The 22,904-nt window shown below is 37.0% G+C and carries 24 protein-coding genes; 20 read left to right on the top strand and 4 right to left on the bottom strand.

Going from position 1 to position 22,904, the window contains the following annotated elements:
• Positions 1–65: 65 nt before the first annotated feature.
• From atpD to D8M03_RS06770, 14 genes are all read left to right on the top strand, one after another.
• The gene (gene atpD / locus D8M03_RS06835; protein ID WP_121214036.1) at positions 66–1,481 is read left to right on the top strand and encodes a F0F1 ATP synthase subunit beta; all 1,416 of its coding nucleotides are present in this window, start codon (positions 66–68) and stop codon (positions 1,479–1,481) included.
• A gap of 24 nt (positions 1,482–1,505) precedes the next feature.
• Positions 1,506–1,913: a F0F1 ATP synthase subunit epsilon gene (locus D8M03_RS06830; protein ID WP_121214035.1), complete on the top strand. Its 408-nt coding sequence runs from the start codon at positions 1,506–1,508 to the stop codon at positions 1,911–1,913.
• 71 nt (positions 1,914–1,984) lie between these two features.
• Positions 1,985–2,227: a DUF1146 family protein gene (locus D8M03_RS06825; RefSeq protein ID WP_121214034.1), complete on the top strand. Its 243-nt coding sequence runs from the start codon at positions 1,985–1,987 to the stop codon at positions 2,225–2,227.
• A 386-nt stretch (positions 2,228–2,613) separates the two neighbouring features.
• Positions 2,614–3,918 (top strand): UDP-N-acetylglucosamine 1-carboxyvinyltransferase, encoded by a 1,305-nt coding sequence (gene murA, locus D8M03_RS06820; protein ID WP_121214033.1) that lies wholly within the window; start codon positions 2,614–2,616, stop codon positions 3,916–3,918.
• Between the two features lie 213 nt (positions 3,919–4,131).
• On the top strand, positions 4,132–5,091 hold the full coding sequence (gene spoIID / locus D8M03_RS06815) for a stage II sporulation protein D (protein WP_121214032.1): 960 nt from the start codon (positions 4,132–4,134) through the stop codon (positions 5,089–5,091).
• 70 nt (positions 5,092–5,161) lie between these two features.
• Positions 5,162–5,824, top strand: coding sequence for a M23 family metallopeptidase (locus D8M03_RS06810; protein WP_121214031.1), 663 nt, complete (start codon positions 5,162–5,164; stop codon positions 5,822–5,824).
• 294 nt (positions 5,825–6,118) lie between these two features.
• Positions 6,119–6,376, top strand: a complete 258-nt coding sequence (locus D8M03_RS06805; protein WP_097071697.1) for a sporulation transcriptional regulator SpoIIID — start codon at positions 6,119–6,121, stop codon at positions 6,374–6,376.
• 265 nt (positions 6,377–6,641) lie between these two features.
• A complete protein-coding gene (gene mreB, locus D8M03_RS06800; RefSeq protein WP_121214030.1) occupies positions 6,642–7,640 on the top strand; it encodes a rod shape-determining protein in 999 nt (332 codons plus the stop codon).
• A 68-nt stretch (positions 7,641–7,708) separates the two neighbouring features.
• A complete protein-coding gene (locus D8M03_RS06795; protein ID WP_121214029.1) occupies positions 7,709–8,545 on the top strand; it encodes a flagellar hook-basal body protein in 837 nt (278 codons plus the stop codon).
• 18 nt (positions 8,546–8,563) lie between these two features.
• Positions 8,564–9,403: a flagellar hook-basal body protein gene (locus D8M03_RS06790; protein ID WP_121214028.1), complete on the top strand. Its 840-nt coding sequence runs from the start codon at positions 8,564–8,566 to the stop codon at positions 9,401–9,403.
• A 74-nt stretch (positions 9,404–9,477) separates the two neighbouring features.
• Positions 9,478–9,756, top strand: a complete 279-nt coding sequence (locus D8M03_RS06785; protein WP_121214027.1) for a DNA-directed RNA polymerase subunit beta — start codon at positions 9,478–9,480, stop codon at positions 9,754–9,756.
• Between the two features lie 27 nt (positions 9,757–9,783).
• On the top strand, positions 9,784–10,221 hold the full coding sequence (gene fabZ, locus D8M03_RS06780; protein ID WP_121214026.1) for a 3-hydroxyacyl-ACP dehydratase FabZ: 438 nt from the start codon (positions 9,784–9,786) through the stop codon (positions 10,219–10,221).
• A 204-nt stretch (positions 10,222–10,425) separates the two neighbouring features.
• Positions 10,426–10,812 carry a hypothetical protein gene (locus D8M03_RS06775; protein WP_121214025.1) on the top strand — a complete coding sequence of 129 codons (387 nt, stop codon included), beginning with the start codon at positions 10,426–10,428 and terminating at the stop codon, positions 10,810–10,812.
• Between the two features lie 136 nt (positions 10,813–10,948).
• Positions 10,949–11,311, top strand: coding sequence for a hypothetical protein (locus D8M03_RS06770; protein ID WP_121214024.1), 363 nt, complete (start codon positions 10,949–10,951; stop codon positions 11,309–11,311).
• Positions 11,312–11,393: 82 nt separating this feature from the next.
• Here the strand turns inward: D8M03_RS06770 and D8M03_RS06765 are convergent, their stop codons facing one another.
• Positions 11,394–11,819, bottom strand: coding sequence for a YwpF family protein (locus tag D8M03_RS06765; RefSeq protein ID WP_121214023.1), 426 nt, complete (start codon positions 11,817–11,819; stop codon positions 11,394–11,396).
• A gap of 245 nt (positions 11,820–12,064) precedes the next feature.
• Here D8M03_RS06765 and D8M03_RS06760 point away from each other — a divergent pair, with 245 nt between their 5' ends.
• On the top strand, positions 12,065–12,469 hold the full coding sequence (locus D8M03_RS06760; protein WP_121214022.1) for a single-stranded DNA-binding protein: 405 nt from the start codon (positions 12,065–12,067) through the stop codon (positions 12,467–12,469).
• A 280-nt stretch (positions 12,470–12,749) separates the two neighbouring features.
• Here the strand turns inward: D8M03_RS06760 and D8M03_RS06755 are convergent, their stop codons facing one another.
• The 3 genes from D8M03_RS06755 to D8M03_RS06745 form a co-directional block, all read right to left on the bottom strand.
• Positions 12,750–15,572: a DEAD/DEAH box helicase gene (locus D8M03_RS06755; RefSeq protein ID WP_121214021.1), complete on the bottom strand. Its 2,823-nt coding sequence runs from the start codon at positions 15,570–15,572 to the stop codon at positions 12,750–12,752.
• A complete protein-coding gene (locus D8M03_RS06750; RefSeq protein ID WP_121214020.1) occupies positions 15,569–17,143 on the bottom strand; it encodes a hypothetical protein in 1,575 nt (524 codons plus the stop codon). Before D8M03_RS06750 ends, D8M03_RS06755 begins: the two co-directional genes overlap by 4 nt.
• A gap of 136 nt (positions 17,144–17,279) precedes the next feature.
• Entirely contained in the window at positions 17,280–17,726 is a 447-nt protein-coding gene (locus D8M03_RS06745) for a helix-turn-helix domain-containing protein (protein ID WP_121214019.1), read from the bottom strand.
• 133 nt (positions 17,727–17,859) lie between these two features.
• Here D8M03_RS06745 and D8M03_RS06740 point away from each other — a divergent pair, with 133 nt between their 5' ends.
• From D8M03_RS06740 to D8M03_RS06720, 5 genes are all read left to right on the top strand, one after another.
• The gene (locus D8M03_RS06740) at positions 17,860–18,186 is read left to right on the top strand and encodes a hypothetical protein (protein ID WP_121214018.1); all 327 of its coding nucleotides are present in this window, start codon (positions 17,860–17,862) and stop codon (positions 18,184–18,186) included.
• A 130-nt stretch (positions 18,187–18,316) separates the two neighbouring features.
• Positions 18,317–18,787 (top strand): IDEAL domain-containing protein, encoded by a 471-nt coding sequence (locus tag D8M03_RS06735; RefSeq protein ID WP_121214017.1) that lies wholly within the window; start codon positions 18,317–18,319, stop codon positions 18,785–18,787.
• Between the two features lie 369 nt (positions 18,788–19,156).
• Entirely contained in the window at positions 19,157–19,981 is an 825-nt protein-coding gene (locus tag D8M03_RS06730) for a flagellin N-terminal helical domain-containing protein (protein ID WP_121214016.1), read from the top strand.
• A gap of 115 nt (positions 19,982–20,096) precedes the next feature.
• Positions 20,097–20,903 carry a nuclease-related domain-containing protein gene (locus D8M03_RS06725; RefSeq protein ID WP_121214015.1) on the top strand — a complete coding sequence of 269 codons (807 nt, stop codon included), beginning with the start codon at positions 20,097–20,099 and terminating at the stop codon, positions 20,901–20,903.
• Between the two features lie 582 nt (positions 20,904–21,485).
• Positions 21,486–22,757: a nucleotide sugar dehydrogenase gene (locus D8M03_RS06720; RefSeq protein ID WP_121214014.1), complete on the top strand. Its 1,272-nt coding sequence runs from the start codon at positions 21,486–21,488 to the stop codon at positions 22,755–22,757.
• The last annotated feature ends 147 nt before the right edge of the window (positions 22,758–22,904 follow it).

Genomic DNA, 22,904 nt, shown 5'->3' with positions numbered 1-22,904 from the left:
GAAGACAGCATGGGTGAATAATTCACATCAGCTCGACACCAATCTTGATAGGAGGGTACACAGGAATGAATAAAGGACAAGTTATTCAAGTAATGGGTCCGGTTGTTGACGTTAAATTCAGCAACGGTCAATTACCAGCAATCTATAACGCTTTAACTGTTAAGATTGAACGTCCAAACGAAGAAGCTGTTACTTTAACATTAGAAGTAGCAGTTCATTTAGGTGACGATTCTGTCCGCACAATTGCCATGTCATCTACTGACGGTTTACAACGTGGTGCAGAAGTTACAGACTTAGGAAAACCAATCTCTGTTCCAGTTGGTGACGTAACATTAGGACGTGTATTTAACGTACTAGGAGAAGTTATCGACTTAGGAGAAGAAATCGCTCCAGAAGCTCGTCGTGATTCAATCCACCGCGAAGCTCCAAAATTTGAAGAATTAACTACAGAAGTACAGATCCTTGAAACAGGTATTAAAGTAGTAGACTTATTAGCACCTTACATCAAAGGTGGTAAAGTAGGTTTATTCGGTGGTGCCGGTGTAGGTAAAACTGTATTAATCCAAGAGTTAATCAACAACATCGCTCAAGGTCACGGTGGTATTTCGGTATTCGCGGGTGTAGGTGAACGTACTCGTGAAGGTAACGACTTATTCCACGAAATGAGTGACTCTGGCGTTATCGGTAAAACATCAATGGTATTCGGTCAAATGAACGAGCCACCAGGTGCACGTATGCGTGTAGCTTTAACTGGTCTTACAATGGCTGAATATTTCCGTGATGAACAAGGCCAAGACGTATTACTATTCATCGACAACATCTTCCGCTTCACTCAAGCAGGTTCGGAAGTATCTGCCTTACTTGGACGTATGCCTTCTGCGGTAGGTTACCAACCAACTCTTGCTACTGAGATGGGTAACTTACAAGAACGTATCACTTCTACAAACAAAGGTTCTGTTACATCAATCCAAGCGATTTACGTACCAGCCGATGACTATACTGACCCGGCTCCAGCAACAACTTTCGCTCACTTAGATGCTACAACTAACTTAGAGCGTAAATTATCTGAGATGGGTATCTACCCAGCCGTGGATCCATTAGCATCAACTTCTCGTGCACTTTCACCTGAAATCGTTGGTGAAGAACACTACAAAGTTGCTCGTGGCGTTCAAATGACGTTACAACGTTATAATGAATTACAAGATATCATCGCAATCTTAGGTATGGATGAATTATCTGATGAAGACAAGCAAACAGTAGAACGTGCTCGTCGTATTCAATTCTTCTTATCTCAAAACTTCCACGTAGCGGAACAATTCACTGGTCAACCAGGTTCTTTCGTACACGTAAAAGACACTGTTCGTTCATTCAAGGAAATCCTTGAAGGTAAATACGACCACTTACCAGAAGATGCATTCCGTTTAGTAGGTAGCATTGAAGAAGTAGTAGAAAAAGCGAAAAGCATGGGCGTAGAGGTATAATTTTAGGGACGAGGAGGAAAAAATATGAAGACAGTTCAAGTCAATATTGTCACTCCCGACGGCCCAGTATACGATTCAGAAGTCGCAATGGTTATCGCAAAAACAGTTTCTGGTGAAATTGGGGTTCTTCCTGGACACATTCCAATGGTAGCTCCTCTTGCAATTAGTGCAGTTACTCTTAAAAAAGATAACGGTTCATCAGAAGTAGTTGCTGTTAGCGGTGGTTTTATTGAAGTTCGTCCTGACAAAATTTCAATTTTAGCTCCATCTGCTGAAGTTGCATCAAATATTGATGTAGCACGTGCTAAAGAAGCTATGAAACGTGCTGAGGAACGCCTTCAAAAGAAACAAGATAACATCGATTTCAAACGCGCTGAGCTTGCTTTAAAACGTGCGATTAATCGTATCAGCGTTCATGAGGGTAATAAATAATAATTAATTTAAGAAGCGGGCAGGTTTTCTGTCCGCTTTTTCATATGTGTATAAATGATGGAGGAAACGAAATGGAAGTATATCAATCTTTAGGACTGCAAGCAGTATTAGGGCTATTTTCGCATATATTTTTTATCGGCATTACGTTTTATGCCATTCAATCATTCCGCTTTGATCAATTATTTAAAAAAGGGCACACTTTTCAGATTCAATTAGTTTATATTTTGCTTAGCATTGCTATCGGATCATCCGTGTCAAATTTTGTTTTAGAAATTACAAATTGGTCTCGACAATTACCTTATCTTTTTTCGTAATTCGAACATACTATATAGACAAAAGGCAACAAGTTATATGCCTTGTAAGGACAAATGAAGTTCGTTTGCCGTTACAACACATATAGATTTAATTTTCCCATCCATGATTTACTTACACGTGTAAAAATTTGCCGCACTTTGAAGGTTTTATCTATTTCCTGGGTAATATTGTAGAAATTTGTACACCTCAAGAACAATTCACCAAAAGTTTTATTACGCGTAATATAAAAGTGTAGATAATTATTGAGAAGTACCGTAAAATAGTGATTTGGATGCTTGTTTAACCCGTTAGAAAGCATTAACATAGTGATAGTTTGTGTGTTTTATAGCTTACAACTTTTTTTTAAAATGACAGTTTTGGACAATTGAATTCGGAGGGACGAATTGTGGAGAAAATCATTGTTACGGGAGGCCAAAAATTACGTGGAGTCGTAAAAGTAGAAGGAGCCAAAAATGCCGTACTACCAATTCTAGCTGCATCTTTACTAGCTTCAAAGAGTATAAATATTATAAAAGACGTTCCGAATTTGGCGGATGTTCATACAATAAATGAAGTACTCAAAAGCTTAAATGCTACTGTAGAATATAATGAGAAGAATAATGAAATTTATATAAATGCTCAACAAAAATTATCAAGTGAAGCACAGTTTGAATATGTAAGTAAAATGCGTGCATCAATACTTGTTATGGGTTCTTTACTTGCACGCAATGGATATGCTCGTGTTGCGTTGCCTGGTGGTTGTGCAATCGGTTCTCGACCAATTGAATTACACTTAAAAGGCTTTGAAGCAATGGGTGCAAAAATTTCTTTTGGCCATGGCTATGTGGAAGCAAAAACCGCTGCTGGTTTACACGGTGCAGAAATTTATTTAGATTTCCCAAGCGTAGGAGCTACAGAAAATATTATGACGGCTGCTGCATTAGCGAAGGGTGTCACTGTAATTGAAAATGCTGCAAAAGAACCTGAAATTGTCGATTTAGCTAATTTCATTAATGGTATGGGTGGCCGAATCTTCGGTGCTGGTACAGATACAATTCGTATTGAAGGTGTTTCTGAACTACACGGAACTACACATCACGTTATCCCTGACCGTATTGAAGCAGGTACATTTATGGTTGCTGCAGCAATTACACGAGGCGATGTATTTATCGAAAACGCAGTACCTGAGCATATGACAGCTTTAATCGCGAAATTACGTGAAATGGGTGTTGAAGTGTTAGAAGAGGGTGACGGCTTACGTGTACGTGCCACAGATCCTCTAAAAGCTGTTGATATTAAAACGATGCCACATCCTGGTTTCCCAACAGACATGCAAGCACAAATGATGGCATTATTATTAACAGCCAATGGAACGAGTATTATTACTGAGACAGTGTTTGAAAATCGATTCATGCATGTGGAAGAATTCCGTAGAATGAATGCACAAGCAAAAATCGAAGGTCGTTCAGTTTTCATTGAAGGACCTGTGAAATTACAAGGTGCTGAAGTTTCCGCAACAGATTTACGTGCAGCAGCTGCATTAATCTTAACTGGACTTGTTTCAGAAGGTGTTACACGCGTTACGAAACTTAACCACCTAGATCGAGGCTATGTTGATTTCCACAAAAAACTCGCTGCTCTTGGTGCAAACATTGAACGTGTTGCAGATATGGATTTTGAACAATCACCAAAGCATACTATCGAAATATAGACTTTGCCCATTATAATTTATCTAATTTAATTAAAATTATGTATAAATGAGATAAATTATGACGAAAAATTTATAATGACCAACGAACGACAAAATTCTTAAAAGTGAGTTTTGTCGTTTTAATTTATCTTTCCTTTTATCCCTCAGTCAGTATATCCAAATTCTACTTCTTCATAACTCATAAATTTTCCTTCCATATCATAAATAATATGTATGAAAAAATTTAAGAAGAAAAAGCAGTTAATAGTTGTTGCATCAATTTTTGGCTTTATTTCTCTATTATTTTTCTTCCCATTTCTTTTCAAGCAAATGGATCATAAAACTGAAGCTACATCAGAGAAAGAAGAAGGGGAAAACTTTGCGAACGCTTGTGAACTAACTATCCAAGTAAGTGGTAGTGATGAGCCAATTGATTTAGAAGAGTATGTAATTGGTGTTGTTTCGGCTGAGATGCCAGCAAACTTTCATCCCGAAGCATTAAAAGCACAAGCAATTGCAGCTAGAACGTATGTATTAAAAAACACCGAATATGGGAAAAAGGCAATCGAACCAACCGTTGCAAAACAAGTTTTTTATGATTCAAATACTCGAAAAGAAGTTTGGGCAGAGTCCTTTGATGATTATGAAAAAAAAGTGAGACAAGCTGTTGAAAGTACAAAAGGAGAAGTTATTAACTATAATGGAGAACTCATAACGGCGATGTTTCATTCGATGAGCAACGGTATGACGGAAAGCTCCAAAAACTATAGTGGGACAGACCTTCCATATCTACAATCTGTTGCAAGTACAGATTTTCAATATGCTGATAATTACGAAGTGGAAAAAAGTTTTACTATTAATGAATGGAATCAGCTATTAAACACCAATTTGACTCTAAATCAGCTTAAAAACGTGCGTATAAAAAGAAATAATACAGGGAGGGTAGAGACTGTTATTGTTGGAAAAAATGAATGGTCCGGGCGAGATATGAGAACGTTACTCGATTTGCGCTCTACAGATTTCCGTATTGAAGTAAAAGGAGAAAAAATCGTTGTAACGACTGAAGGCTATGGTCATGGTGTTGGTATGAGCCAATACGGCGCAGATGCAATGGCGGAAAATGGTGCAACTGCCCATGAAATTATCCAACATTATTATAAAAATACAAATATTGAAAAAATATCTTGTAAATAATAGAAATTTTTTTCCAAAATGTGTTTAGAATTGTAAAATCTTGTTCACACTTCAATCAGAGGTGATGAACATGAGAGAAGAAAAACAAACTACTCCTTCTCCTAATAAAAACAGTTGGCAGAAAAAGCCATGGTTTTGGCCGTCAATCTATGCAGGTATCGCAGCAGTGTTAATCGGTCTAATTTTCAGTTATAATGCAATCATTAATGATGACGAAGAAAAGGAAGTTGCATCAACTAATAATGAAACAACTTCACAAGAAACAGTCATCGAAACAAATGCTCGCCAGGAAACATTGAAATATCCTTTCAGTGAAGATCATTTAGATCAAGTACAAGTGTTACAAGATTTCTATGATGTAACGGCTGATGAAGCAACAAGAGAAAATGCACTATTAGTATTTAACCAAACATTCTCTACTTCATCTGGTGTATCACTTTCTGTTAATGGCGAACCATTTGAAGTACTTGCTGCAATGAGCGGTGAAGTAACTGAAGTAAAATTAGATGCATTTACTGGAAATAAAATCGTAATTACTCATCCAAATGGCATGGAAACGCAATATAGTTCGGTAACTGATATCCTTGTTAAAGAAGGGGATACAGTAGAACAAGGCCAACCATTAGCGACAACAACTGAAAACGAATGGAATCCAACAGCTGGAAACCATCTGCACTTCCAAGTGTTACAAGATGGCGAACACGTTAACCCAAGAAATTTCTTAGCTTTCTAATTTGACAAGATTCAACTTTTTGTACAAGCAATAAAGCAGAACGTCCATAAACCCTGTACCGTTGAAACCGACGAAATTTTACCTAATTTCAACGGTACAGAGGAATTATGGGCGTTTTTGCAGTTTTGTTCACAAAATTGGTTCTTAAATCACGGAAATCCTCATATGGTGAATAAACGTTATATCGCTAGTTGCAAAAATTTCAATGAAACACTCACAATATGAACATGTTGAAGAAGACACCTCTCGTTAGCAAAACGGCACATTCTTATATCCGATAGAAAGGAAGAGAACGTGCACGAGCACATTCGGCATCGTTGCGTACGGCTTGGAGAGCTGCTAATTGAAACTGGTGAGACAGTTCGTGTCCTGGCGAAAATGACGGGTTATTCGAAGAGCACAGTGCATAAAGACCTAACCGAAAGACTGTTCCTAGTTAATGAAGAATTAGCGAATGAAGTAAAAGAGATATTAGCTTATCACAAATCGATTCGTCATTTACGAGGAGGCGAGGCAACCCGTAAGAAATGGCAGTCCCGACAAAAACAATGAAAGAGCATTTAGTTTGGCTTTCTTTACGAAGTCAACTAAATGCTTTTTTATTGGTGTACCGGGTACATATACAATTTTGAATATTCTGAATTGTTTGTGTACCTGGTACACAAACAATTCTAAACTGCACACAAAATTGTAATACAACTGTAACAACAATGAAATTAAAGATGTAATTACTACATGAATATGATAAAATAATCTAGATAAAGAGAAATTTTGAACGTGAATCATGTTGGAATTGGCGGGAAGGAGAAATATACATATGTTTTCAAAAGATATTGGGATAGACCTAGGAACGGCAAACGTCCTAATTTATGTTAAAGGTAAGGGAATTGTTTTAAATGAGCCTTCCGTCGTAGCAATAGACAAAAACACAAATAAAGTACTTGCAGTTGGTGAAGAGGCACGCCAAATGGTTGGACGTACACCTGGAAATATCGTTGCCATTCGACCACTCAAAGATGGTGTTATTGCAGACTTCGACGTAACTGAAGCAATGTTAAAACATTTTCTAAACAAACTGGATTTAAAAGGATTTTTCTCAAAACCACGCATTCTAATTTGCTGCCCAACAAACATTACAAGCGTGGAGCAAAAAGCAATTCGTGAAGCTGCTGAAAAATCAGGCGGGAAAAAAGTTTATTTAGAAGAAGAACCAAAAGTAGCTGCAATTGGCGCTGGAATGGATATCTTCCAACCAAGTGGTAACATGGTAGTAGATATTGGTGGCGGTACAACAGATATTGCAGTACTTTCTATGGGTGATATCGTAACAAGTGAATCAATTAAAGTAGCAGGTGACGTTTTCGATAATGACATCTTGCAATACATAAAAAAAGAATACAAATTACTTATCGGCGAACGTACTGCTGAAGCGATTAAAATCAACATCGGTACAGTTTATCCAGGGGCACGTGACGAATCAATGGAGATTCGTGGCCGTGACATGGTAACAGGTTTACCTAGAACAGTGACAATTCATTCTACAGAAATCGAAAAAGCACTTCATGAATCGGTATCATTAATCGTTCAATCAGCGAAAAATGTATTAGAAAAAACACCACCTGAATTATCAGCTGACATTATTGATCGTGGCGTATGTATCACTGGAGGCGGTGCGCTTCTACATGGCATGGATCAACTATTAATTCAAGAACTAAAAGTACCAGTATTTGTAGCAGATAATCCAATCGACTGTGTAGCAATCGGAACAGGATTAATGTTAGACAATATCGATCGTGCTCCTGGTTCTAGAATTTAATCAGTTCGATATTTTATTGAAATAGTTTTGTAAACTGAATACTTTACAATAAAAAGAGGTGAATATAGTTGTTTAAAGGGTTTTACACAGTTGCTACAGGTATGATTGCACAACAAAGAAAAACAGAAATATTAACAAATAATATGGCAAATGCGAATACACCTGGCTTTAAAGCAGACCAATCAACAATACGTTCATTTCCTGATATGCTTCTTTCTGCAAGGGGTACTACAAATATCCCTACAGAAAAAGGTATTAATACATTAAAAGCAACTGAAATTGGTGCACTTAATACTGGCGTATATTTACAAGAAACACTAGCAAACTATACACAAGGTACTCTTATAGAAACAAACCTTACAACGGACATTGCTCTATTAAACGGTGCAATGCCGATTGATCAAGAATCTGGTCAAGCTGGTACGATCTTTTTCCGTCTAGAACATCCTGAAGGCGGAGAAGCATATACACGTAACGGAAACTTCACAATTGATGGCCAAGGATATTTAGTAAATCCTCAAGGCTTATATGTACTTTCAGATCAAGGAGAGCGTATACAATTACAAAATGAAGATTTCCAACTTTCACAAGATGGGCGTATTTTAGTGGATGGTCAACAAGTTGCAACTTTAGGTGTGGCTTTCTCAGCAAATCCTGATGTGCTTATTAAACAAGATAATGGTTTGTTCCGTTCTATTGACGGGGAAATGCTACCATCTGCGTATGGACAAGATGGAGTTACCTTTGCACTACAACAAAACTATATTGAAGGTTCCAATGTAGATGCTGCACAATCCATGACAGAATTACTTACAGCTTATCGTGCCTTTGAAGCAAATCAAAAAGTACTACAAGCGTATGATAAGAGCATGGATAAAGCAGTCAATGAAATCGGTAAAGTGTAGTTGGGAAGGGGATAAAACATGATCCGTACAATGATTACAGCAACAAATACATTAGGTCAGTTACAACAACAAATTGATACAATTAGTAATAATATCGCTAATAGCAATACAACGGGTTATAAAGCAAGAGAAGCACGTTTTTCTGAGCTTTTATACCAACAATTTGAAAACGACCAAATGGATCCTACAGTACGCCAATCACCAGTAGGCATTCGTTACGGAGTTGGTGCGCAACTTGCTCAAATCCAAGTGAATACAAAGACAGGTAGTTTACAAAATACAGAACGTGATTTAGACATTGCTTTTACAAAAGCAAATCAATATTTCAACATTATTATGCCTGATGGTGAAAATGGACAACGCACTGTTTATTCACGCCAAGGTGACTTTTATGTAACCCCTGTTAACAATGGCCAAGTCATGCTTGTCAATCATGATGGCTACGCTGTTGCAGATTCGAATGGGAACGCAATTACTTTTGCGGATAACATGAAAAACTTTAATTTACTAGATGATGGAACGTTATTAGTAAATTATAATGATGGTACAACACAAGGATTTGAATTAGCGGTTACACGAGTGGACAAACCTCAATCAATGGAAAAGTTATCGGGTTCATATATTGGGGTACCAGGAAATCTTGAACAATTAGGATTAAATGAGGCAGACCTTTATACAAATTTACAAGGTGGTCTTCGAACTGAAATTGGACTTGCTAATGGGAAACTTGAAATGTCAAACGTCGATATTTCTAAGGAAATGACGGACTTAATTAATGCCCAACGCTCATATCAATTCAGTTCTCGCGCAATTACGATTGCTGACCAAATGTTAGGGTTAATTAACGGAATTCGATAATTGACCCGAAAACTACCTAATAAAGTATACCCTCTATATCAAATATTAAGCATTACAAAAGGGAGAAACGGCCAATGACTAACGACTTAAAAAGTAATTCGCTAAAGCCGAATGTTCCTCAAGAAGAAAAGGAAAAACGAACAGCTAGATATTCTGAAAGACCGATTCGTTTTCATAGCTTTCGACTTTTTCCGATTTGGTTAAGATTACTTATTGTTTTTATTTTATTATTCCTAGCAATTTGTTTTGGAGTAATGATTGGGTATGGAGTCATTGGAGATGGAAAACCGTTAGATGCTCTAAAATGGGGAACATGGCAACATATACTAGATATCATAAATGGCAAAGAATAAATATTACATACTCTTGGGGGGAAGAACATGTTAACTGCTGATCAAATACAAGAAATTTTACCGCATCGTTATCCATTCCTTTTAGTGGACCGTATTTTAGAAGTAGAAGAAGGAAAACGCGCGGTTGGAATTAAAAATGTATCAATCAATGAAGACTTCTTTAATGGACATTTCCCAGGATACCCTGTAATGCCAGGTGTTTTAATTGTGGAAGCATTGGCACAGGTTGGTGGAGTAGCTTTATTAATGTCTGAACAGTTTAAAGGTCGTCTTGCGTTCTTAACTGGGATTGATAACTGCCGCTTTAAACGACAAGTGGTACCAGGAGATCAATTAAAATTAGAAGTTGAATTTGTAAAATTACGCGGTGCAATGGGTAAAGGACACGCAATTGCGACAGTTGAAGGCGAACTAGTTTGTGAAACCGACATTTTATTTGCAATTGGACCAGTTCAACCGAAATAAAAAATTGTTCCTTCACTAAAATAAATGAATTTTCTTAGTATAAAATCCAATTTTTTATGGGTATGAATGCTATAAGAAGATTTCGTCAAATGTCCGTGAATTTGCATTTTAATAGTGAAGGATATACAATAATATGGTTGACTTTATTTGTACGTACGAATATACGTATTGTTTGGCTTTTTAAACGTAGGAGGTTTTAAATAGATGTATAAACAGTTGTCTTCAGGCGTCAAGATCAGCATCACTCGATCCATCTCAACGTCTTTCGAGTCATACTTAGCAAGCATTGGATGGGATGAAGATAAATTCTCAATGGAAGACTTCGTAGCAAGCTGGCAAAAGTATTTTACGGAAAACGCTGCTTGGTTCGATAAAGTTCCTCCAGAAGTATTAGTTAGTCAAGAGTTTCATGAGGAGATTGCAAAGAAAATTGACGAAACAATCGCAAAAATTCTAAATGAAAAACCGACTAAAAAGCAAATTGATTCTATCGAAAAAATGCAAAAACAACTTGGTACAAGCTACACATATGGATGTAAAGCAGAAGCCGCATATGTTGAACAACTTTTAAAAGAACAATTAGATAAATAACGATGTCAATTTTTTAAAGATTAACTAAAATCGACTCGTTTAAATTTCGGATAGTTCCCTCCTTTCCCGGGCACTCTATAACTAGTCACATTTAAATGTGATGGAGTGTGCAAATCTTGAAAGGAGGGAATTTTTTATGTGGAAAAAACCAGTCTTTGCATTTATTCTTGGTTCAGCATTACTTGTAGGGTGTAACAACGCTGCAAATGACACTGAGGATGCTTTAGAGGATGTTGGTGAGGACATTAATCAAGGCGTTAATGAAGTACAACGTGATGTAGATGATGCCATTGATAATGATATGAACGATAACAATGGTAACGGCTACGATGCTGACCGTAATGTAGATCAAGACGGTGTTCCAAATAGCAATGGTGCAGGTCAAAATGGTACTTCTGGTACGGTGAACAACAATGATGAACGTATCCTAAATGACAACCAAGAAGACATTATTGAAGATAATCGTGATGTCCGTGACCGTGACCAAATAGATGAATAATAAAACAAAAGATCGTCTCATTCAAGTGAGACGATCTTTTGTATGGCGTGCGGGGAGTGAAGTTGGAGCAAAAGAGGGAAGGTTATGATTCTCGCAAGCGCGGACGTTCACGCATACCCTTTTTAAATCGTTCCAATAACTCATCCTTTGATAAATTTTCTTCTAATAAAAGCTTTAGCAATTGTTCTGCATATTTATTTCGTTGCGCCTTAATTGTCCCTTTCAGTAAAACGGAAATGTTTTCTCCAATTTCCTTAATGGAATAGACAATCACTTTGAACGGGGCAGGTTCATTTTCTGGAAAGGAAATAATGGCGTGCACATCTAAAATATCTCCAGAGGATTCATATTTTTCAAACGTGGACTTGTGTTCTTTTGAAGTAAATATTTCTAATATCCATGATTTGTGACTATTTTCTTGATTAATAATAATCCCATCAATTAGTGGTATATTTAGCTTCCCTCCCTCATTGATAAGATCAAAAGAGAGCATTTTAAAAGTCTTCATTCACGTACCCCCTGTAGATTTTCGTTAATTTTAGTATAACATAGAAAAAATGCAAAAATTATAAATTGGACACACTCAATAAATAAGAATAAACCCTTCTCATATCTACATTTATCCAGATATTAATAAAAAATACATATATTGAAAAATTATTTTTCAAAACGGAAACGAGGCCAAAGTTCATTTTCCTGATTTTGCTAAATATTTTAACTTAAGTTAGGATGTAGTCAAAGGAGGTGAACAACATGAATCAAGTCGGACTAGTCGGTAGAATTACTAAGGATCCTACACTGAAGTCGTTTTCTGAAACTCGTAACCAAACTAGTTTTGTCATTGCAATCAATAGAAACTTTCGGAATAGCCAAGGCATGATTGATGCAGATTTCGTACCCTGTATAGCGTGGGGAAAGCTTGCAGAACGAATTGTTCAATATTGCGGAAAAGGATCGTTGATTGGAGTTAACGGCCGTCTACAATCAAGATCTTATATTACAAAGGAAGATACGAAAGTTTATACTACAGAAGTTGTAGTCGATGATGTCCGATTTTATGCACTGAAGTTACCACAAGATTCAAAACTCTCCGCACCAAAAGATATTGCACAACACTTTGTACTTCCTGATCAACAGGATGTAGTACCTGTTCCGTAACTGTTAAACATTGTGGATGAAGTTGTTATCGTTGTTGAAGGGTAAGTAAGTTGTCAGTAACCATTCTCCTTGTTAAAAATGTAGAGGGGGTGATAGTTCAACCGCTACTGCTGACCGCACAGTAGTGGTTCCCATTTCTCCTAACTCTACATATCTTTTGCCATCTATACGAAAGTAACGTAGAGAAAATAACAACTGAATATTGGAATAAAAGTGAAAAAGGATAACGAGACTAAAAAAGAGTCGAGTAACTACTACCTACTCGACTCTTTTCATACATTTAGTTTCTTATGGTTGTTGTATCTAACATTAATAAATCCATTAATTCCTCTTCTTGAAGCTCTGTTAACCACGTACTTGATTGAATCAATTCTTCGGATAAAGCGGATTTTAACTCAATCATCTTATCAATTTTTTCTTCAATCGTTCCAATCGTGATAAATTTATGAACCTGGACAAATTGTGTTTGCCCGATACGGTACGCACGATCCGTTGCTTGATTTTCAACAGCTGGGTTCCACCAACGATCCGCATGCAATACGTGATTTGCAGCAGTTAAATTTAAGCCAGTGCCTCCTGCTTTTAGAGACAGTAAGAAAATCGGGAATTCTCCTGTTTGGAAAGCATCGACTAACCGGTCTCGTTGTTGTTTTGGCATACTACCAGTTAAAAATGGTACATCAATATCATACAGTTCTGAGAAGCAATGCTGTAACAGATGCCCCATTCCAATATATTGAGTGAATATTAAACATTGTTCGCCATTTTCAACGATTTCCACGGCCAGTTGCACGATGCGTTTTAGTTTGACTGATCGATTCATCAACGTTTTCGCATCATCAAAAGGTTCTTTTAAATACAAAGCAGGGTGATTACATAGTTGTTTTAATTTACTTAGCATTTGTAAGATACGTCCCTTTTTCTCAAATGCAGTCATTGTATCAAGCTGTGCCATTGTATCTTCAATATACCCTTCATATAATGCCGCTTGCTCGCTTGTAAGGGAGCAAAACTCTTTTGTCTCTTGTTTATCCGGTAAGTTTAGCATCAAATCAGGGTCATTTTTCGTACGGCGCAACAGGAATGGACGGATTTTAGTACGCAAGATTTGTTTATGACATTCCGATTCATCCCGTTCAATCGGCAAGATAAATTGTTCTTGGAATTTGCCGAAGCTTCCTAAATAACCTTTGTGAATAAAGTCAAAAATAGCCCATAACTCAGAAAGGCGGTTTTCAATCGGAGTACCTGTTAACGCAATATGATGTTTACCATGTAATTTTCGTATTGCCCTTGATTGCAATGTTTGCATATTTTTAATGTTTTGCGCTTCATCAAGAGCTACTGTGGACCAATCGATATATTGTAAAAACTCAATATCCTGCGAGATTGTTCCGTAAGTGGTGAGCACTACGTTAGGTTGCTCCGTTTCAAGATAGTGTTTGAAATCCTCATCCTTTAGGCGCGCGGAACTGTAATGGGTATATACTTTCAAAGAAGGGGCAAACCGAGCTAATTCTTTTTGCCAATTTCCTAATACGGAAGTTGGGCAAATGATTAAAGTTGGTAGCACTTCACCGAGACTTTCAACCGTATGCAATAAGTAACTAATTAATTGAACAGTCTTTCCGAGCCCCATATCATCTGCTAATACAGCACCGAATTGTTGGTCACGCATAAATACAAGCCATTCAAAGCCTTCTTGTTGATATGGTCGTAATTCTGCTTGTAGTCCATCTGGTCGTTGAACTTTTGGTAACCCCTTCTTATGTTGTAGCTGATCTATATAATTTTTCAAAGAATGCTGCATTTCAAAGGCAAATAATGGGTCGTCCCGTTCGGCATCTTCTTCATCCATTTCTAAAGGAGCAGTCAGTTCTTCAGGCAATTCTCGGAAAAGCAGTTCGCGTACAGTCCAATTTTCTTCCTCAGCCTTTTCCATCAGTTCGCGAATTTCATTCATCCATTCAGCATCCATTCGGAACCATTCATTGCCGATACGGATAAATTCACGCTTTTCATCGACAATTTTGCGGAACTCCTTTGAAGAAATTTCCTCGCCATTAAGGGAAAGTTGCCATTTGAAGGATAAAATATCGTCTAGTCCTGCAACAGACCGTTGTGTTTGACTATTTGCACTCACACGAACACGCATTTTTGTTTGTTTTAATTCTTTTAGCCATGCAGGTAAGATTACTTCAAACCCTAATACACTTAGCTTGGCAAAGTCATCACGTAACAGTTTGCGAACATCCGCATCTTCTAAATAAACATGTAAGAAAGTATCCTCAGAAACGTGGTACTTGCTTAAGTCCAGTAGTTCTAGCATTTGATGTTGCAAATCCGATATATCTTCCGCAAAGGGTAACCATTTATCCGGTAATGCCCGTTCAATAGGCAAGTGACGTTTCCGAACGGCTGGTGTCCAATGTTTGGAAGTACTTTTCGAGCTTAATACAGTTTCCAATAGCCATTCTGAAGAAGTTTCTTCCGGTTCACTTAAACGAAGAGCGACTTTTATATTACCAATCGACCGTTCTTTGTTCATTGGCCAACCACCATTTTTGAAAAATGGCATTAATGTAGGAAGATCTGTTGTTGATAATCCTGCATTGGCAAGCTTCTGAATAGTAGCCATCGTTAAAAGGGAAGTGCATTGTTGTAAATCAATCGTCTCTTTTCCAAAGATACTTTGAACTGTTGCATCTTTTGAAAACTGAGTGGGAAGTTCAAAAGATAATCCATTGTCTAACGAAGCATAATCCCAAAGTGCAGCACTATTCCAAAGTAGTTCAATGGCCATTGAAGTTTTCAGAAGTATTTCTGAATCGCTATCTGTCCCAACTAAGTTCATGAAGGGATGTTGATACCTTGGGGAGAGAAGATCCAGTAATTCTGAAATGCTTAGTAATAGTTCGTTATCATCGACATTTGCCTTTAATCCATAAAAGTTAGGCTCAAATCGATAAAATAGTTGAGGTGTCCAACTTGCTGCTGGGATAATAGTGCCGTCGTTATTGATTGCTTTAATTGAATAATATCCTGGTTGTTGTTCTTCAAGCTTTATATGAATCGTTTTTGTGAATGGTGAAATGTTTGTCATGCAAGTAAATTTCCTTTCTCTAACTCTTCTTGCAATGCCCTTAAACGTTTAAACTGTTCCCGAACCGTTTGAATATAGTCGGTCCAATAATTTACTTTTCCGCTTTTTTTCGCAGCAGATTTCATCATCTTCCATATACGTACCGCTTGTTTATAATTCATACGCGATTTTTGATTCACTTCTTCCAAGGCGTAATAATGGTATAAAGGTAAAGTTACTGCTGGTTCGTGTTCAAGTATTTCCTTTAATCCACATGTTTCTAAATAAGAAATAGAAGAAGGGTAAAGAAGATGCAGCGCCACCCACTCCTCATAACGTTGTTTCTTTAATAAGAAAGATGAATAAGGTTGTACGCCATGAACACCGAAAGCAGAATAGAGCAGTATTTCTTCTTGTTCCGTTAAATTAATATTGTCGTATAATGAATGAATTCTTTTCACAGACAGTTGGCGTTTAGAAGGCATTAAATAATGATTAATATAATCGCTCAAAAGAGGAAGAATGGATTTTAAAATGTACTCACTCGCAACATCATCTCTTTTAGATATTGAAAATTTAGCAAGCCCAAAGTATACATCTAAATGCTCAGGGTTGATTTCCTCTAAGTTACGCTTTAGCTTTTCATAATTTTTAAGCAAAATATGAAAAATGTTAAGGATATCAGAGAGTGGAACATCGTCGCTAACTTCTTGCAGATCCTCTAAGACGTCTCGTTCTTCTTCAGCTCTTCGTCTTTCAGTAAAAATTGAATCCCAAAATAATAAATAGATGTTAAATCTCCTACTAAAATAAGTGTTTCGATCCACTAACAGTTCGCGTACCATCACTTGAAGAGCGTCGAAAAACACATCTGTTGCAAATAACCGAGATTTACCCGTTAATTCATTTACATAAATTTGAATCCCTTCAAATCGACGATCAATAAAGTACTCGAAGTATTCTTGTTTCATTCCTACATTTGTTTGAAAAATATGCTTCCATAGCTTACTCAAAATTGCTATTTCCATAAACAGATGATAAATCGGTTGCCATTCCCTTTCGAAAGGTTGATGCTTCCGCAATTTTATATAGGCATTTTCGTAAATAGTAGAAATTAAATAATGTTCAATTTGCCGTCCAGTTGGTAAAAGATGTGACATTACTTCATCAACCATTGCTAGCCAATTTTCAGGTGTCCGTTCAGCAGCTAGTAGATGTAAGTTAACCCCTTTTTTCGCTCTCCATTTCGCTGCCCAATCTTGGACAGACTCTAAATATTGATATAAAGACAATATAACGCTCACCTTATGACGGCACCACCCATCATGGGGACAATTACAAACAATAATTTGGCTTTGCAAATGAAGGATGACTTCAGTAGGTCGAACATCTTGTACTTGTGTATATAAAATCCCGTTAGACGGAATATAACGCCCGATTATAACGGACTTGTTACGAACAGCAAACAACGCGCGGCGAACCAATTCTTCATCTTCTGTCACAGAAGGGTGTAATGCGCGTTCAATTTGCTCAACTTGTTCTTTTATAAAAATTTCATGCTCACGTGCGAGGGATGAAATTGATAAAGCCATTCTATTCGCTCCTTAAGTTTGCGGAATATCCGCTTAAAAAAGTCTTTCTCTCCATTATAACTTGAATGAGGGGGGATGATAAGTAAAAGGATTGAATATAAAAAGGCAGCGCATGAATTTGCACTGCCTTACATCACTATTCAGTTACAAGTTCATCGGCTAAATCGCTGTAAATGACTAAGATGGATTTGATTGCATTTAAACATAACCGACGCTTTTTATCATCTAAATTATTGAGGAATCCTAACAATTGCCTGAGTTCTTGTGTATTGGAAATTAAATCAAAATAAGATTCACCAAAGCTAATCATATATCGTTCACGCAATTCTTTTGTTTGTATTGCTAATTTTTCAACGGTCATTTTCTTACGACGATGGGATTGGTTAAGGAGCATGTCCAAAAATTGTTCATCTGGGATGTTAAACGCTTTTTTAATTTTTGGGAGTAATTCAATGGGAATTGGTCTTTTGCAACGTTCGTAATTGGAATATGTATTCGGTACTAAGTCTAACTGATAAGCAGCTTCGAGCTGGGTAATGTTCATATTTTCCCGGTATTGTCTTAACGATTTTCCAAAACTCATTCACTCGACCTCCATTTTTCAGAATTTAGCTTAATTATACTTTAATTTTGTCGGATTGAGGGGAAATCTGATAAATATCTTGAAAATTATTACAATGGTTACTGAAAATTAATTTGAAATGGGGGAATGATGATTGGCGATGGTTGAAGTTTCAATTCCGGTGACGAACAATTACTCTGCATTTCAATGGACGCTTACGATTTTTGAAAATTCTGTGCAGAGGCGACTTCTGTACTCGTCATGTAATGTGTACGAAGAAATTGGAAAAATTGAAATCAATGGATACTCATATGAGAAATTAATTTTTGATTTTCAGAAAGGGAAATTACATATTCAATTAATGAAAAATGATCCCAAAGCTGTTATAAATATTTTAAATGCTTTAACCATTCATACCTCACCAACGTCACAAATGTATTTCTTAAAACGAGGTAAGAGACGGCGGAATCGAGAGGTATAAATTTTAAAAGATTTCGTTTGAAACAAGAAAAGTATGGGGAATATAGCATTAATAAGAAGGGAGAAACGTATAATACATTACAGAGGCTCATATACTTCATGAAACCCTAAGAGATTGAGGAGGGGATTGGATGATTCAAGTGCAATTTATGAAACCTTTTTACACGAAAGTAACTGGCAAAAACCTACGTCTCGTTTTTGCGTACCAGTATTTTTCAATTGTAAAAGATGATGAGCTTTACCATTTTGTGCCGGTGGAAGGAAAAGAGATGATTGTCAACTTAGAAACGAAGCAAATCGAAAATTTATCGGAAATTTTTGTTTTCCAGCGCGGAAATCGTTTTATTAGAATGCCATTGTATCAGTTACTTCTGATATCGAATGTGCATGAGCATTTATCACCAATTTTGGATAAAGCCTCAACCCACGAAGAAACAATCAATCTCTTACCGAAAGATGAGGAAGTATCCGAAGTGCAAAAGCTAATTCGTCGATTTGAAGAAGATAATATTAACCGTCTAATTGATGAGGCTTTAGAACAGCGAGATGAAAAGCGATTCTATCAACTTCTTGATGAAAAGGCAAAAATGAATTGGGCATAACAATGTATTCTACAACAAGATCGCATATGACAACGGAGGATAGACATCATGAATAGTCACAAAAAATAAGCACCCTCGATTTGGTTGATAATCGAAGGTGCTTAAATTTTTTAGGGGAGGAGGAAGGGAGAGTTTCGAGATACAGTTCAGATAAAAAAATTCGAATTAACAAAGAGTTGGATGATGATCATTACAATTCCAGAGCCGATAATTCCTAGAATACAATCCTCTTTTGAAAAGGACAGTCGTTTTAAATCCTTCATTCGTCTCCCTCCTATAAGAAGCATTTCCAATGGATTGGAAAATTAAACGCAAATTATGGAAATTGTTTTGATTTTGACCGATAAAATAAATAAAGGGGGATTCCACATGCTTGGACAATGGTGGTCTACTGGGATGTCGATACTAAATAATATGAATCGCAACTGGTATTCCGCAAATCAAGCTCTAATGCGAATATCTACTGGGTACCGAATTAATAGCGCGGCAGACGACCCAGCTGGTTTAGCCATTTCTGAAAAAATGCGTGCGCAAATTCGGGGACTTAATATGGCAGCAAAAAATATTCAAGATGGCATATCCCTCGTGCAAACTGCTGAAGGAGCACTAAACGAAACACACGCCATGATCCAACGCATGCGTGAATTAGCTGTACAAGCTGCAAACGATACCCTGACAGACGAAGATCGAAAGCAAATCAACATTGAATTTCAGCAATTAAAGGAAGAGATTACGAGAACAGCTACAGATTCGGAGTTTAACACACGAAAATTATTAAATGGGGATTATGAAAAGGACCCATTAAAAATTCAAGTGGGTGCTAATGCTGGTCAAACAATTGATATTTACATTGGTGGGATGGATAGTACGAAGCTCGGTATTGAGGATTCCGATATTTTGACTCGAGAAAATGCGGACAAGACCATTGGAGAACTGGATGGCGCTTTGAAGCTAGTGTCATCTGAGCGATCTCGACTTGGAGCATATCAAAACCGAATGGAGCATGCGTACAACAATAATGTAAATACCGCCGAAAACCTAACAGCAGCTGAATCCCGTATCCGTGATGCCGACATTGCCAAAGAAATGATGAACTACACAAAAGCCAGCATCCTCCTACAAGCAAGCCAATACATCCTCGCACTTCATATGCAACAAGCCCAATCTGTTCTCATGCTATTGAAAAACGACTAAAACTCACTTTTGGAAGTGAGTTTTTTACATTTACATGGATGTTTTTGTAAACGCATTCACAACTGTGGATTTGTTTGATAATTTAATAGCAAAAACGGGGTAGGTGAATGTAGGAGTGATTTTGAAAGGGTTTGAACCAAGTAATTTAACGTTAGGTCTTACTGCACTAAAAAAGCGATTAAATCAAAGATGTGAAAAATTCCCCATTATTGTTGATGAACTGAATAAACACGAAGCGGGTGAGCATGGTGAGCAGTACTTACTATCATTATTTGAAATGAACAGGTTACCTGAAAATACGGTGATACTCCACAACGTAGCATTTACATCAAACGTACAGACTCAAATAGATATCCTCTTTATTTCTCCTAGTTGGTGCTTAATTTTAGAAGTTAAAAATATTCGGGGTGTGTTATCTTTTAATAGTAATCCGAAACAGCTTATTAGAATAAAGGAGGATGGAACTGAAGAAGTGTTTGGAAGTCCTGAAGTACAGCTAAAGCAATATCAATTCGGTCTCCATTCGTTGCTTTTGAATAAAGGAATTCGTATGCCCATTTATTGTGCAATTATTTTCCCCTTTAATAATGCGATCATTAAGCTGCCACCTGAGAAATACTCTCTTTTAATCGGGCGTGAAATTATTCAATATATTTGGTCACTTCCAATTAATAAAAACATCGTAAGTCCACATCATGTAGGAAAACTAATAATGCATCATTTAGAACCATGGGAACCATTTCCTCTATGTGATTATTACGAAATTAATAAAGAGTGGATTCTCAAAGGGGTAGAATGTCCATACTGTGGAACCATTCCAATGAGTAGAACGTTAAGAACATGGAGTTGCCCAAAATGCAAAAAAAATAATATATCTGCCCATATGCAAGCATTAAAAGATTATTACATGCTTAATCAGTAAGACAATTTCCTCTAAAGAAGCAATGAACTTTTTGCAATTAAGAAACCGATTCGAGGCAGTGCGAATAATAAAGGCAAATAGTCTAAAGAGAACAGGTGCAACTAATACGAGTCGTTTTGAATTGACATTAAATAGACCAGATAAGAAGTGAGAATACCCGTTGGGTGGCTAAGCGCACAAGAGAGGAAGTAAGTGCACTAGATGTTAGGCTAAGTGCACAAGAGGAGTAGTATGTGCACAAGTAGTAATACTAAGTGCACAAGTTAAGTCACGATACGCACAAAACTGATTGTTAAGCGCACAAGATAACTGATTATCTACACAAAACAATTAGCAAAAACTTCATTCTTAAGATTTTCATTTCACAGAACCTCATGAAAGTTGTATACTATAATGCGAGATTGTAGAAGCGTTCATCCAAATAGAATGCTAGCATATAAATCGAGTAGATAGGCGTGTTCTGTGATTTGCATAAATTCACAGTATGTGGACATTTTAAAAAGAAACTGCTCGAAGATGATATAATGATGTATTGAATATAACCACACTCGTTCTCGAAGTTGAAAGGAAGTAACGAAGATTATGACAAAGACAGTTTGTGTTGTTGGTTTAGGATATATTGGATTGCCAACAGCAGTTATGTTTGCAAACCACGGTGTGAAGGTGCATGGTGTTGATGTAAATCCTGCAGCCGTTCGAAGCATTCAAGAGAAAAAATTACACATTGAAGAAACAGGCTTGCAGGAGCGTTTAAACCAAGCAGTTGATGAAGGTTTCTTAACAGCATCTACGACACCAGTGGAAGCAGACGTATTTATTGTGGCCGTTCCTTCACCAATTAATCCTGATAAAACAGCAAACTTAGAATATGTACGCCAAGCTACGGCATCAATTGTGCCTTTCGTGAAAAAAGGAAATTTAGTGATTCTAGAATCAACAGTACCACCAAAAACAGTTGAGCGAATTATGATTCCTGAATTAGTGAAAACAGGTCTTGAAATTGGAACAGATATTTATGTTGCCCATTCTCCAGAGCGCGTTATTCCTGGACGTATTTTTGAAGAGTTAGTGAACAACGATCGTATTGTTGGTGGGATTAACAAAAAATCTGCTGAATTAACAAAAGAACTTTATGAAACATTTGTAAAAGGAACGATTCATTTAACAGATGCGACAACTGCAGAATTAGTAAAAGTAATGGAAAACACATACCGTGACGTGAACATTGCTTTTGCCAATGAATTAGCAAAAATGGCTGAAGTGTTAGATGTAAACATCTGGGAAGCAATCAAATTTGCAAACTTCCATCCACGTGTAAATGTTCACTTCCCAGGACCAGGTGTAGGCGGACACTGTATCGCAGTAGATCCATGGTTCTTAGTAGAACTTGGAGGAGAAAAGGCGCAAATCATTCATATGTCTCGTAATACAAATGACAGTATGCCAGCATTCACTGCTCAAAAAACTCAAAGCATCTTAAATCGTAATAAAATTGCTGGCGGAAAAGTAGCGGTACTTGGACTAGCATTTAAAGGAAACGTAGATGATATGCGTGAAAGTCCATCTGTGGAAGTAATTGAACAGTTACAACATCTAGGATTAGAAGTTGTTTCGTATGATCCACATATTAAAGAGAACAAACATGAAACTCAAACACAAAGTTTAGAAGAAGCGACTAAAGAAGCGAACATTATCGTTGTGTTAACGGATCACAATGAATTTAAAACATTAAATCCATTAACAATTAGCGCGGAAAACAAAATTGTCTTTGATACGAAAAACTGCTTAAACCGAGAAGCATGGCAAGAAGCAGGATTCCAGTTCCATCTATTAGGGGACGCGAAAAATAAATAAATAGAAGAATGCATGATTGTTCAGTATGAACTGAACCCTATTTTATAGACAGTTTAATAAAAAGGGATATAGTTGTGTTTAAGCCGCAATAAGATGACTTCGGTAGGCTGCCGGAGTCATCTTTTTTAACGTCCATTGCTTTCTTGT

Origin of the sequence: Ureibacillus endophyticus (genome assembly GCF_003628435.1) — a bacterium.
GTDB lineage: Bacteria > Bacillota > Bacilli > Bacillales_A > Planococcaceae > Ureibacillus > Ureibacillus endophyticus.
Note: the sequence above shows the minus strand (reverse complement) of the source record. Positions and strands in the feature narration are given on the sequence as shown.